The sequence below is a fragment of the Anaerotardibacter muris genome, assembly GCF_943192915.1.
Classification (GTDB): domain Bacteria; phylum Actinomycetota; class Coriobacteriia; order Coriobacteriales; family Eggerthellaceae; genus Anaerotardibacter; species Anaerotardibacter muris.
Genome location: NZ_CALPCD010000001.1, coordinates 427,586 through 439,843 on the forward strand (window position 1 = coordinate 427,586; position 12,258 = coordinate 439,843).

General features: G+C 44.6%; 13 protein-coding genes. 2 read left to right on the forward strand and 11 right to left on the reverse strand.

Annotation, left to right across the window (positions count from 1 at the left end; translation table 11 throughout):
* Positions 1–20 precede the first annotated feature (20 nt).
* Positions 21–458, forward strand: a complete 438-nt coding sequence (locus NFR25_RS01660; RefSeq protein ID WP_251197515.1) for a MaoC family dehydratase — start codon at positions 21–23, stop codon at positions 456–458.
* Here NFR25_RS01660 and aroD read toward each other — a convergent pair.
* Both aroD and NFR25_RS01670 read right to left on the reverse strand, forming a co-directional pair.
* Complete coding sequence (gene aroD / locus NFR25_RS01665) at positions 451–1,215, reverse strand: type I 3-dehydroquinate dehydratase (RefSeq protein ID WP_251197516.1); 765 nt, start codon at positions 1,213–1,215, stop codon at positions 451–453. The two genes, NFR25_RS01660 and aroD, sit on opposite strands and share 8 nt — an antisense overlap.
* A 36-nt stretch (positions 1,216–1,251) precedes the next feature.
* Entirely contained in the window at positions 1,252–2,514 is a 1,263-nt protein-coding gene (locus NFR25_RS01670; protein WP_251197517.1) for an STAS-like domain-containing protein, read from the reverse strand.
* 165 nt (positions 2,515–2,679) lie between these two features.
* Here NFR25_RS01670 and NFR25_RS01675 point away from each other — a divergent pair, with 165 nt between their 5' ends.
* Entirely contained in the window at positions 2,680–3,822 is a 1,143-nt protein-coding gene (locus NFR25_RS01675) for a hypothetical protein (protein ID WP_251197518.1), read from the forward strand.
* A 21-nt stretch (positions 3,823–3,843) separates the two neighbouring features.
* Here NFR25_RS01675 and NFR25_RS01680 read toward each other — a convergent pair whose 3' ends face one another.
* From NFR25_RS01680 to NFR25_RS01720, 9 genes are all read right to left on the reverse strand, one after another.
* Entirely contained in the window at positions 3,844–4,068 is a 225-nt protein-coding gene (locus NFR25_RS01680; protein WP_251197519.1) for a hypothetical protein, read from the reverse strand.
* Positions 4,069–4,189: 121 nt separating this feature from the next.
* Positions 4,190–5,155 carry a hypothetical protein gene (locus tag NFR25_RS01685; RefSeq protein ID WP_251197520.1) on the reverse strand — a complete coding sequence of 322 codons (966 nt, stop codon included), beginning with the start codon at positions 5,153–5,155 and terminating at the stop codon, positions 4,190–4,192.
* Positions 5,156–5,172: 17 nt separating this feature from the next.
* Positions 5,173–5,472 carry a hypothetical protein gene (locus tag NFR25_RS01690; protein WP_251197521.1) on the reverse strand — a complete coding sequence of 100 codons (300 nt, stop codon included), beginning with the start codon at positions 5,470–5,472 and terminating at the stop codon, positions 5,173–5,175.
* Positions 5,473–5,617: 145 nt separating this feature from the next.
* Complete coding sequence (locus NFR25_RS01695) at positions 5,618–6,946, reverse strand: Gfo/Idh/MocA family oxidoreductase (protein WP_251197522.1); 1,329 nt, start codon at positions 6,944–6,946, stop codon at positions 5,618–5,620.
* 96 nt (positions 6,947–7,042) lie between these two features.
* The gene (gene rfbB / locus NFR25_RS01700) at positions 7,043–8,101 is read right to left on the reverse strand and encodes a dTDP-glucose 4,6-dehydratase (protein WP_251197523.1); all 1,059 of its coding nucleotides are present in this window, start codon (positions 8,099–8,101) and stop codon (positions 7,043–7,045) included.
* Positions 8,098–8,982, reverse strand: coding sequence for a glucose-1-phosphate thymidylyltransferase RfbA (rfbA, locus tag NFR25_RS01705; RefSeq protein ID WP_251197524.1), 885 nt, complete (start codon positions 8,980–8,982; stop codon positions 8,098–8,100). The genes rfbB and rfbA overlap by 4 nt, the downstream gene beginning before the upstream one ends.
* A gap of 56 nt (positions 8,983–9,038) precedes the next feature.
* On the reverse strand, positions 9,039–10,295 hold the full coding sequence (locus NFR25_RS01710) for an oligosaccharide flippase family protein (RefSeq protein WP_251197525.1): 1,257 nt from the start codon (positions 10,293–10,295) through the stop codon (positions 9,039–9,041).
* Positions 10,288–11,463 carry a CDP-glycerol glycerophosphotransferase family protein gene (locus tag NFR25_RS01715; RefSeq protein WP_251197526.1) on the reverse strand — a complete coding sequence of 392 codons (1,176 nt, stop codon included), beginning with the start codon at positions 11,461–11,463 and terminating at the stop codon, positions 10,288–10,290. Before NFR25_RS01715 ends, NFR25_RS01710 begins: the two co-directional genes overlap by 8 nt.
* A gap of 3 nt (positions 11,464–11,466) precedes the next feature.
* Positions 11,467–12,258 carry a polysaccharide deacetylase family protein gene (locus NFR25_RS01720; RefSeq protein WP_251197563.1) on the reverse strand — a complete coding sequence of 264 codons (792 nt, stop codon included), beginning with the start codon at positions 12,256–12,258 and terminating at the stop codon, positions 11,467–11,469.

The following is a 12,258-nucleotide window of genomic DNA, read 5'->3' on the forward strand; positions in this document are numbered from 1 at the left end:
GCATTCACAAAGGGGGCACCATGGCAGTGAAAGTACCTTTGAAGGTTGGCGACAAGCAGTCGTTCACCAAGACGATCAGCGAGTCCGACGTGTATCAATTCGCAGGGATCACTGGCGATTTCAGTCCGTTTCACATCAACGAGGAATACATGAAGGGCACGCAGTATGGCAACCGCATCGCGCATGGCGTACTAACCTTCGCACTTTCAAGCACCGCGTCGACGCTCATTCACCAGCCCTACGACGACGAATGTCCCGTCGCCTCCTACGGCTACGACCACGTGCGTTTCACCGGCCCCGTCTATTTCGGCGACACCATCACTTGCAACTACGAGGTGGTCAGCGTTGACGAAGAAACCGGCAAGACCGTCGCCAAAGTCGAGATCATAAATCAAAACGGCGACACCGTCTGTGTCGCCGAACATATCCTGAAGTTTTTGGAATTTAGCGCTAGCTAAGAATATCGTGCACCTTGTTCATGATGTCGCGTGCGACCGCAACATCAACCTGGCCAGGAGCCGAAGAATCCTCCAGCGCGCAGAACGTTAGGTCGCTGCCATAGTATTCGCCCATGATGCGCGTGATGGAGCCATACTTGCCCATGGCCATGGTAAGCGTGGGGCCGTCCGTATGAAGACGGCGAACTTCCTCGGTCGCTTCCATCAGCTTGAACGCATCGGTCACATCGTGCGCCATGACCGCACATTTGGGGATGTCCGCCCCCATGTCGAGCATGTGCGTCATAAGGTTGACCATCCACTCCTTGGACGGCGTGCCCTTGAAATTGTGATAGGAAACCAGCGCCAGAACGTCGTGCGCATGCGCGCAATCGACTAGCTCCATAACAGCCTCGTCGCCGATCCATGTCTCGATATCCACCAGGTCCAAGCAGCCGCTCTCGATAAGAGCCTTATTTAGAGCAACATACTCCTCAACCGCAAGCGTGTCCTGTCCGCCCTGACTCTCGCTACGGAACGTGAACAACAGTGGATGCTCGGTCAGTGCAGCAGCGATCTTCTTCCCCTGCTCCACCATCGCAGCAGGATCGCGGCGGCTCGCATTGAAGTCCCCACGCCACTCAAAGCACTCCACCCCAGCAGCTTTGCCTTTTTCAATAACGCTCAAGCACTCATCAACATCAGCGCCCATGACTGAAATGATAGTCTTCGGCGCACCTTCACCAAGAACAGTACCTTTGATTTCTATTCCTGCCATATCTAACCCCTCTTAACAGCTAGCTTCCTTGGTCAATTACTTTGCATCTCTATAGTACCTTGTTCGGAAGCTTTCATTCATCACCACTTCACAGGCAGGCGAAAGACCCACAAGCACTATACGTCGCAAAAAGCCGAGGAAGGAAAGCGAATCGACCAAATCGGAAACGAGCTGATCCGCAAACGACGCGCTTATGATGCTAATGCCACTGAAATCTAACACGCACGTACCTGGAATAGATCGACAAAGATTAAGAACCACATTTGCAAAAAACGCACCTTCGGCCCTTGATCCACAACCACGGGTTTCACTAGCTACAAGGATCTTTGATCCGGTCTCGTCATCGAGCAAATGGTTTTCGGTCCATAAATCTGTATGAGCATATCCCAAAGCATCAGCTAGAGAAATATCCTCTTTACAATCGATCTGAAAATCTACGAGCGTTGTTCCGCTCTTGAATTTACCAACCTTTGCAAACGAGGGTTTTATGATTCCTTGATCCGCTTTGCGGACTGAATGAAGCGCCCCATCCGACATAAGCGTGAACGAACCTGATGACGTAAGAACATAATTCTCCATCATCCACAAACCATTTCCTGCACCGCCGCCGCTTGTAACGCCGCGCATGAGAGCTTTCTCTAGTCCTTCGCTTGCGCTACTAATCGAAATACCGCCCTCTCTTAAGGAGGCAGTAATTCCTTGCCCTGCGTCATAAACTGCAACAGCAATTTGCCCTTCATGCTTATGATGCTGGGCCATAACAAAGCCGGCGGCCTCTTTAGAATCGCCTCTCGGTATCGAATGAACGAGAGTGTTGTCCATTACCTCGTTCAAAGCTAGCTCAAGCCCCAGAAGAACATCCTTCCCCATCTTGTCGGAACGGCGAAGTGAGCTCATTATTCCATCAACAATTTGAGATTGAGTCTCTTGAGTAAACTTCCAAACCTTGTTCAAAAACGAATGCGGCGGAGAAAGTTTATCTAATTCATATGGTGTAATAACCCCTGCGTGTGCAAGCATTCCTGAATTGCTCCAGCTTTTTGCAGGGGTAAAGTCGAAACCATAAACCGCTCTATAATAATCGATCACACCCGCTAGTGGTACGCAAACATTCGGATAGCAACCGCTTGAGCCCTTCTTTACCCTCAGTTTTACTTTGGTTAGTCCCGATCTTCGCGCAGATTCGAGCTTTTTCGACAGATGCCTTGAAGCCGCTTTTTTATTCGTGTCGACATCGACATTTACATGAAAGCTACGCGCTGATGGCGAATTTGTATCCTTAGCGGTTTCTTCAGGCATAATTCCTCGCAAGATGTTATTATAGACACGTGAAATCCCCCGGGCCTAGGCTTTTGCATGCAAACTTCGGGGGATATATTTTTGTCTTCTTTCAGTACTATATACTAAGTATTTACTGTTTTATCAATTTTACAGTTAATTTTGGTATAGCAAGGTTTAGAGCAAATGAAGTTTACTTTTATCAATGAAAGCAAGGGGTTTATCGATAAAAAAGATATTGTTCAGGACGAAAAGTACAACATTCGTTCAATGATCATTTCTATGTTAGAAGTTCGAACTGCCAAAGATTTTATAAAATTAACGACTACTCTACCTTACTCTTTTTTCGCTAAATATTTCTTTGAAATAGACCTAGAAGAAAATATAGAAGACATACTTTCCGTTAATGAGAATTACTGCTTCAAAGGAAGCATAGAAGCCGCCACTCAGAAATATTTCATCGATATAGATTATCTTGATGAGCTTGTAGTGCGAGAAGGCGTATTAGGAAATGCCATACGAAAACCATCCGAATACCGCGATGGTGATATCGATGAGATAATTAAGTCTAACGGTCGCTATGAATATATATTTTTGTCTTCAATAGATGAATTCATACAAAATGCTCAACGCCTACTTTTTCTCGCCGCTCTAGCTTCACGAAGCGAAGTTGATGGATTTCTCGAAAGAAAATCTATAGGCAACAACACTAACGCACAGATCGTACGATCCGGTCTTTGTATTAGCTCCGACTATCACTCTGAACGCGGAGCAGAATCGGCGCTGCACGCCCTCTTTGACTCAAACGAGATTACGACAATAACTGAAACCATTAAAGCCCTCGACGATGAAGCCTACAACATGCTCGCCAAAGGCAGATACTCATACCTGAACAAGCCTTTTATCGTAAAAGAGAGTATGACAGACTCAGAAATTGCCGCATTCATCTTTACTTGGTTTATGAACGCGCTTTTTGAAGACAACTATGAAGCATACTATTCTTGCAACACATTTAAAGTTGATTTCGAAAATGGTAGGTTCACAGTCCGCAATGCCCGTAATCCTGTCCAAGAGTTCTATTACGAGATTGCAAAATTCGCGGAGTCGGGTGTTCCTAAGCTCTGCGCCAACTGCGGGCGGGTCTTTGTCGACGATAAATCGCGTGGGACTGAAGCATTATATTGCTCAAGAAGCTGCAACACGCAAGCCTCTAACAAACGTAAGGACTTAGCAAAACAATACAAAAAGGCGAGTGTGCCGGTCGAAAAGGCTATAGCAAAGATTGGCGCAAAATACGAAAAAAGTATTCGAAGCTGGTATCAAGATTAAGTCGAGTGCACTTTTTATTTATTAAACTTCTGCAACCCGACCCATCTCGCGCAGGATCGCGCGCGGCGTATCGAGGTTGCTCCTCTCGCTGTCCGACTCGACCATATGTGTCTCACCCAGGCGTCCACGCGTCAGGACGATCCACGTCGCCGCAAGCTTGCGCACATGAACCCAGTCGGGTACGTTACGTCTATCGCCATAGAGCTTCAGCTTCTCGCCCTGCAAGATGTTGGCAATCTGACGCAAGGCATATCCTTGCAACCTTAAGTAGTCAAGAATTATCATAGCGAACAAATCACTTACCTGGTCATATTGCTGAGCTTGTTGCGTTGCTTCGTCATGGAACCAACAAGGCATCGCTGCAGGCTTAAGTCACTTTAATCTCCGGAAAAGATTGCTTCTGCTGCTCGGAGCCCAATGGATAAAAAAGCACCTCTCCAGTTTCTTCTAAGCCTAAGGCAATGCAATATACGTTGATACTATCTCCTTTTCCCTTTTTGCAGATCATTGCACCATCTAGCTTCAAAAGTTTATGTGCAATTTCCGGCCGAAAACACACATTGTACTTGGATGTATCATGAACTGAACTATACGCCCACGCATCTTGAATGTCCTCGGACGGTAAATCAAAATACCATTTTGCGATTATTTCTGACGCTTTGTATAAATACTCGGTGCCTTTTCCCACAGGCTTACTAAATTCGTCTTTCAAAAAGTCATTAATTATTTCATTGTTCAATAGTGCAGTCTCGTCCGTAATACCCATAGCCTCATAATCGTATTGGCCACCAATAACATTGACCTTGATTTCGTCTAAAGCTGAATACCGAATTAGCGCGTACCAATCTCCGTCAGATACCCCAACTTCTTGAAAGAGTCCTGTTGGATCCATCGGGGCTACATATAAAAGAGACTCGCCGGCTTTATTCAATCTTCCAGCAACTTTGACAGATGCTTCAGGTGGTTCCCATAAATCCCCGTAAGCACTTATTGTCTCATTTGGAATTAGCCCATCATTCAATTTTCTAATTCTAAAAAACTGCGTACCTTGCGGATATGCGGAAGTTTGAACCAGGTAAATAAATAGACCATTCCACGTCAAAACATCCGAAACCGCTTGTGCAACTTCACTCTCAGACATCGATTTGAGATTGAGAGATCTGAACTTTCGTATCCGTTTGACGAGCTCTAATGAATCAATTTTATTAAGATAATCTTCTTGTTGCGCAAACATAGACTTATTGCGCAATTCTGCGGAAATTTCTTGTATAGCATCCAAAATCTTTTTAATTTCGGCATCCATATTGTCTTTCAAAAAGTCGATTGTATCCAATCTGCTTCTTTCCTCTATTACCCTGCAGCCTCTGACTTTAAACTACGAATACTTTTAGACTTCTTTACCGATATTTGCAACCCCCACACCTTATACCGCGCCTCGACCTCCGCCTTCACGCTCTTCCACCAGGCGCGGTTGGCTGCGTACCACGCGATCGTCTCGCGCAGGCCAGCTTCAAAATCAACGTGCTCCAGGCGCCAACCCAGCTCACGCATGAGCTTGCTCGCATCGACTGCATAACGACGATCTTGCCCCGGCTGGTCGCGTACCCACTTGAAACCGCCCGCATCCCGACCCACCTCGTGCAAGATCACACGCAACACCTCGAGGTTGCTCCTCTCGCCATCCGCTCTGACCAGATATGTCTCGCCCAAGCGCCTGCGCGTCAGGATTGTCCACACCGCCGCATGAATGCGCACGTGAATCTAGTCGCGTGCGTCGTGCTCTCACCTCGAGAAACTAATCGATATACTCGAGGCTATTCTGCATCTTCACGATGAAAGCAGTCTCGGCCTCTGTTAACACGTCGCTCTCGGTCTTGCCTTTCGAAACCAGGTTCACAAGCTCCAAAAGTTCATAACGGAGTCCATCGCCGTCAAAAGAGTAGAAGTATTTTCTGGTGGCATTAGCGTCTTCAAAGCGCATCTCGAAATAGCTGGTCTTCCACCACGGAGCGGGAACGTAAATGTATCCCTTGGTTCCTGTAATGACCAAGCTGCCCTCGGTCTTTGCTCCGAGACCCACCTTGAACGAGCCGACAGCTTCGCTAAACTCGATGAATCCTCTATCGAAGATATCAACCCCGTCTTTGATCGAAGAAAACAACTCTTGCCTATTTGGCTCCTCGCCAAGCAATTTCACGATAGCCAGCAAAGGATATGCCGACAATTCCAGCATCGATCCGCCGAAGCCATTGTTCTTCAACTCGCGAACACCTGGCTTTTCGAGTTTGGTAAACGAAGCATCAACATCAACGATCGAGCCGATTCGTCCGCTCTTAGCAAGAAGGACCAAATGCTCGAATGCGGGACAATATGCAGTCTTAATTCCGTGAACGAGCGCCACGCCTTTCTCCCTCGCGAGAGAATAGGCTTCGTGGACCTCCTGCTCGTTCATCGCAAAAGGCTTTTCGCATAGTACGTGCTTACCAGCTTCTAGAGCCATCATTGTTTGTTCAAAATGAAATTGATGCGGAGAGGCAATGTATACCGTATTAACCTGCGCCAAAAAATCCTCAAAGTTATCGGTTGCGAATTCCAGATCAAACTCTTGTGCAAATTCTGCAGCGTGATTAAGCGTTTTATTGTAGGCACCGACCACTTCCACACCACTAACAAAATGAGCTTCGGGTATAAACCTACGAGCTATTCTTCCTGTTCCAGAAATACCAATCCGTAGCAACTCATGTTCTTTTTTTCGTAGTTCGGTTGAAGAAACCCCTTTGGTCCTCTCTAGATAAACTACATCGCAATACTCATTTAAATAATCAAATTTCCCAACCCAGTCTGAACCGATAGCGAAAATATCGATGTCATATTTTCGAATATCATGAATCTTTTGGCCTTCGTACTCTTCAACAATAACTTCATCAGCAAGTCCTGTTGCTCTCACAGCCTCCATGCGCCTCGCAAGCGAGTCGTGGACGTTGAGCTTCCCTCGTTCCTTGTCGTAACTATCTGACGTAACGCCAACAATAAGCCTGTCACCAAGTGCTTTTGCACGCTCAAGTAATCTAACATGACCATAATGCAATAAGTCAAAAGTTCCGTATGTGATAACAGATTTCATCTTCACTCCAAATTAGAGATTCTAATCCAGCTAAATGTTTATTAACGCAGACTCTTCTGCGAGCTCCAACTTTTCCAAAAAGCGCAATTGAATTGGCTAATGCCCCGTCGCGTCATATTTTGCTTCAGTTGCTTCTTTCTCCCCTAGCCACCATGGTTTATTCTCGATGTACCAATCAATCGTCGACTTTAGCCCAGCATCGAAATCAGTGTGTATTGGCCTCCATCCGAGCTCGGTCTTTAGTTTTGTCGCATCAATTGCATATCGTCGATCATGACCTGGTCGATCTTTCACCCAATCAAAATCATCGGGATCTTTACCCATATTTCGAAGTATTGATCTTAAAACATCAAGATTATTTTTCTCGCCATCTGCCCCAATTAAATATGTTTCTCCAATTGCGCCTTGAGTGAGAATCAGCCACACAGCTGCAGAATGGTCTTCGACATGGATCCAGTCTCGAACATTGAGACCATCGCCATAAAGCTTAGGGTGCTTACCGGTTAAAATGTTAGTAATTTGACGCGGGATGAATTTTTCGATGTGCTGATATGCTCCATAGTTATTCGAACAGTTTGAAATTGTTATTGGCACCCCATACGTTCGATGCCAAGCACGCACCAACATATCTGATGCAGCCTTTGTTGAAGAGTACGGACTACTTGGGCGATACGGTGAATCCTCAGTGAACTTTGAAGGGTCATCAAGAGCAAGATCCCCATACACCTCATCTGTAGAAACATGATGAAATCTGACCCCATACTTTCGAGCAGCTTCTAAAAGCGTATAGGTGCCCTCAACATTCGTTCGCAGAAAAGGATCAGGATTTGCTATCGAGTTGTCGTTGTGGGATTCTGCAGCAAAATGGACAACGGCGTCAGCTTCTGAAAAGAGGCTTTCGACAAGTTCTTTATCGCAGATATCCCCTTTTACAAAGGTCAACCTATCTTCAGGAAGCCCAGCAAGATTGTTAATGTTTCCTGCGTAAGTCAACTTATCCAATACAACAACGTGGGCGTTTGGGGCGTTCTCGATCACCCATCGGACAAAATTAGAACCAATAAAACCGGCACCACCAGTTACTATGATTTTCTCTGGTACAAACACTTTCTCAAACCCCTCTAAAGTTCCCTGAGGTTGACTTCTTCGAATCATTCAGACTGCTCTTCAGCAATAGAGATGAGATATTTGCCATAAGCTGTCTTGTGCAAGTTTTTGCCAAGCTTGTATAGCTGCTCTCGAGATATGAAATTCCGGCGGAAAGCAATTTCTTCAAGACATGCAACATAATAGCCTTGTCTTGATTGAATCGCTTCGACATATTCTGCTGCTTTTAACAGTCCTTCTGGAGTGCCCGTGTCAAGCCAAGCCATCCCTCGACCCATTAGCTCAACATTTAGCTCTCCATTTTTCAAATACTCATTGTTCACGCTAGTAATCTCGAGCTCTCCACGTTCTGAAGGACGAACATTCTCGGCAATATCACATACTTTGTTATCGTAGAAATATAATCCAGGAACAGCATAGTTTGATTTAGGTTCATCGGGCTTTTCTTCTATTCCAACAACTTTAAAGTCTTCATCAAACTCTACAACACCGAATGAGCGGGGATCGATCACGGGATAGCCAAAAATAACCGCACCACCTTTTTCTTCAATGCGGTCTTTAGCGCTAAGGAGTGTTTTAGTTAGGTTTTGACCATGAAACATGTTGTCGCCCAAGACTAAGGCAACATTATCAACCCCTATAAAACTTCTGCCTATCAAAAAAGCCTCGGCCAAACCATTGGGTTGCTCTTGGCAAGCCAACTCGATGCGCATGCCAATCTCGCTACCATCTCCTAAGAGCTCTGCGTATGCCCCCATGTCTCGCGGTGTCGTGATAAGAAGAACCTCCCTTATTCCTGCAAGCATCAATACAGAAAGAGGATAGTAGATAAGGGGCTTATCATATATTGGGAGTAATTGCTTGTTGACGGCTTTTGTAATGGGATACAGGCGTGTTCCACTTCCACCTGCAAGAATAATCCCTTTCATGACTTTCTCCTAAACCATCAATTCGCTTTATTATCGTCTCTAGCTTAGCACATAGCCTATAGACTGCCATTTTCTCTATTTGATGCCAATAACACAAAATAAGCGAGTGCTCTTATAACGAGCACAAACGATTCTGTAATTACCGTTGCAATACAAATCGACTCTATAGAGACCATCCCAAAATAAAACAGAAAGGCTAGCTGAACGCAATGCAGGATTGCGCCATAAACGACCGAACGGTTTGCGATCGAAGCCTTTCCAAATGGAGTAAGCGCAGGAAAACCAAACAGATACGTCAAAAGAGAAATAGGGATTAGAGGGAGTAGCAGTCTAAGGATGGGGCCTGCGCCTCCATACTCTTCACCAAACACAAACAAGCAAATCTCTGTTGAGAAAATCCAGCAAGGTATGCAGATCAGCAGTAAAGCAAAACCGCCGACAAACGCAATCGTAACGAGGAGGCGATTGTTTCTTTTTCTCATCATGTATGGGTACATACTATCTGCGATTGGAGACGAAACGCTCTTTCCTGCTACAATGGCGCGATCGGCTGCACTATATAAACCCAATCCCGAAGAATTAGTGAACATGACACCAAGAATTACTGTGTTCAAATACGTGTATATGGTGCTTGCAATTCTTGAGAAAAAGAATTCTGCAGATTTTTTTATCGAATTTACAACCGATATGAGCGAAGTACGTCGAAGGCGTAGTCTCATCCTAAAGCGAACATGCCAAAATACAGCAACCAATGCACCAAGCGCACCCATTAAATAAAAGACTGGGACTAAAAGGTAATCACTAGCACTTCTTATAAAAATGAATATGCAAACTAAGAAAACAGCCTTTATTATCACTGTACGAATGGTGACGATTTCCATTCGCTCGATTCCTCGATATAAAAAATCAGGGATAAGAGAATTGATTGCAGCGTATGCGAAAAAAAGCATATACAGAATCCATTGCTCACGGAACATCTCGACCGAAAGGCACAGTATAGCCAAGATAACACCGCAGGAAATTATGAGCACAGCTTTCGCGCCAGTCACAGACGACAAGGTTTGTTCAATACTTTCGTTGCAATCGCGATTTGAGGCAACTTCCCCTGTTGCGGATAGTATGAAACCAAAGTCAAGAAAAAGTTGCATGAAGGTATAAACCGCCATTGCGACACCGATTATTCCATATGTTTCTGGGCCCAGAACACGTGTAAGGTAAGGAATCGAGGCAAATCCAAATATATAGTTAGAAGCCGTAAGAAGAAACAGCATCGATGTATTCTTTAATAAACTATTTGGCTTCAGATTACTCATGGGTGTTTTTTATCACAGAATAAAGAAGCTTACCAACTTCTTGAGCGCCATGACCAGACTCTATGACCCCAAATTTATCTAAAAAAACGATTCGATCTTGCTCAAACGATTCAGCATTAAAGTTTTTGATAGATTCTATGAGCTCATTATAGGTGTACGAAACTGGCCAGGGTCTCTCTTCAAGCGGATAATACAACCCTCTATCGTTCATATAGTCTTCGAAGTCTGGAGCATAAACAAATCCAGGCCTCCCCGTTAAAACAAAGTCTTCGACTATTGAAGAATAATCACTTATCAAAACATCGACTGCGCACAACAACTCTTGAGTATCGGAATACATGGATGCGTTTATTGCATCTTGGAGGTCGATTTCGTCGATCTTGTCAACGACACCTGGATGAAGGCGCAGGGCAAACACATATTTTCCTCCGAATCGCTCTTCTAGAGCTTTGCATACACCCGCGTAATCAAAGTTGTACATTCGCGTACTCTTGTCTTTGCGAAAAGTAGGCGCATAAAGGCATATCTTGCATTTTTCGTCTATACCCAAAGCCTGGCAAACCATACTTCTTTTCTCCGGATCTGCGCTGATCAAGGGTTCGTTTCTAGGAATATCAATGAATCTAACTTCGCCGTCATACCAAAAAGCATTCTGCTGAAGTTCTTGGATGAATGGGTTGTTCGCAATCATTAAGTCTGTGTCTTCTGCGTCAATCACAGCGTTTTGAATGTACCGTTTTGTTAGCTTGTCAGCAGCATCTTTTTCAACTTTTTTTGGGGCTAAGTAGGCATGCCAAGTCTGAAGGTAAAACTGGGAATCTTTTTTTCTAATACAACGTTTCGACCGGCCGTTATCTACCCAGATTTTAGCAGTTGCAAGTTCTTTGACAGACGCCCAACTCCCAAAAGTAACCGGGCGAACATATTCTGGTAGGTCATAATATGAATCTTTGTCCTTCAACCAAACAATATCAAGGCCAGGATCAATGCGATGGAGCTCCTCTGCAATATATTTCGGATTACAACGGTATCCCGTTCCATTGTCTGCAGTTAAAACAATCTTATTGTCGGCTACATCTAACCTACTTGTTAGAAGTCCAGAAAAAAGAGAAAATAACTCTTCTTTCAGAACCCTTTTCGCTTTTTTTATCTTCTCCAAAACTGCCATACCCTACCCACGCTGTTTCGCATCAAGTACAGTTAAGATTTCTAGGTCGTCATTGTTCCTTTTCTTGTTCAAGAAGTCGCATAGTTCTATAAACTTACCTTTATCCCAACAAAACTCCTCCGCATACTCCCTTTGGTTTTCCGGCGTTTCGATGCTATGAAGTTCCAAAATAAGCCAGGCATTTCGCTCAATTGCGCTTTCTACAATAGCCTCCATTTGACTTACAGTGTTCTCTTTCATGACGGGAACTGCCTGTAGTACAAAACCGTCTGTTTTGTAATTCAAAGATGACTCATATAGCCTTTGGAACATTTTGTCTGAACCGGTAACTTTGGATAGTTTCGAAATAACTCTTTTTGGAATATCTTTTCGGCTTATATTTCTTCCAATTCGAACATATTCAATATTCTGCGCAACCAAATCATCACGCAATTCTTCAGCTTCTTTTTTCGAGAGCAGAGAATTTGGACTTACAAAACCCATCGTTTCAAGGTTGTCTGGATACCAATCCCTGAGCTTCTTTATCCCTCTAGAGATGTCTTCAATATCGTTCTTGTGAAAATCCCCGTGTGCGGCTACCTCGAACAACGGGTTATTCACCATCCAAGTAAGTTCATCGAAGCTCATGTGCCCATTTAGGCCAACTTCGATTTTACCTTCGATACAGGCAGTCGTTATATTGAAGCTTGCTGGGATGCCCTTGGGATCCAAAATTTCCTTTGCTGTTACGAAATGATCGCTTCTCCCGTCATCGAACGACAAGGAAACAATTGGTTTTTTCAACAACCCTCTCAT

Excerpts from the sequence above, each read along its gene's own strand:
- rfbA (WP_251197524.1), bottom strand. The coding sequence starts at position 8,982 with ATGAAAGGGATTATTCTTGCAGGTGGAAGTGGAACACGCCTGTATCCC.
- rfbB (WP_251197523.1), bottom strand. The coding sequence starts at position 8,101 with ATGATTCGAAGAAGTCAACCTCAGGGAACTTTAGAGGGGTTTGAGAAA.
- NFR25_RS01660 (WP_251197515.1), top strand. The coding sequence starts at position 21 with ATGGCAGTGAAAGTACCTTTGAAGGTTGGCGACAAGCAGTCGTTCACC.
- NFR25_RS01675 (WP_251197518.1), top strand. The coding sequence starts at position 2,680 with ATGAAGTTTACTTTTATCAATGAAAGCAAGGGGTTTATCGATAAAAAA.
- NFR25_RS01720 (WP_251197563.1), bottom strand. The coding sequence starts at position 12,258 with ATGAGAGGGTTGTTGAAAAAACCAATTGTTTCCTTGTCGTTCGATGAC.
- NFR25_RS01695 (WP_251197522.1), bottom strand. The coding sequence starts at position 6,946 with ATGAAATCTGTTATCACATACGGAACTTTTGACTTATTGCATTATGGT.
- NFR25_RS01715 (WP_251197526.1), bottom strand. The coding sequence starts at position 11,463 with ATGGCAGTTTTGGAGAAGATAAAAAAAGCGAAAAGGGTTCTGAAAGAA.
- NFR25_RS01670 (WP_251197517.1), bottom strand. The coding sequence starts at position 2,514 with ATGCCTGAAGAAACCGCTAAGGATACAAATTCGCCATCAGCGCGTAGC.
- aroD (WP_251197516.1), bottom strand. The coding sequence starts at position 1,215 with ATGGCAGGAATAGAAATCAAAGGTACTGTTCTTGGTGAAGGTGCGCCG.
- NFR25_RS01710 (WP_251197525.1), bottom strand. The coding sequence starts at position 10,295 with ATGAGTAATCTGAAGCCAAATAGTTTATTAAAGAATACATCGATGCTG.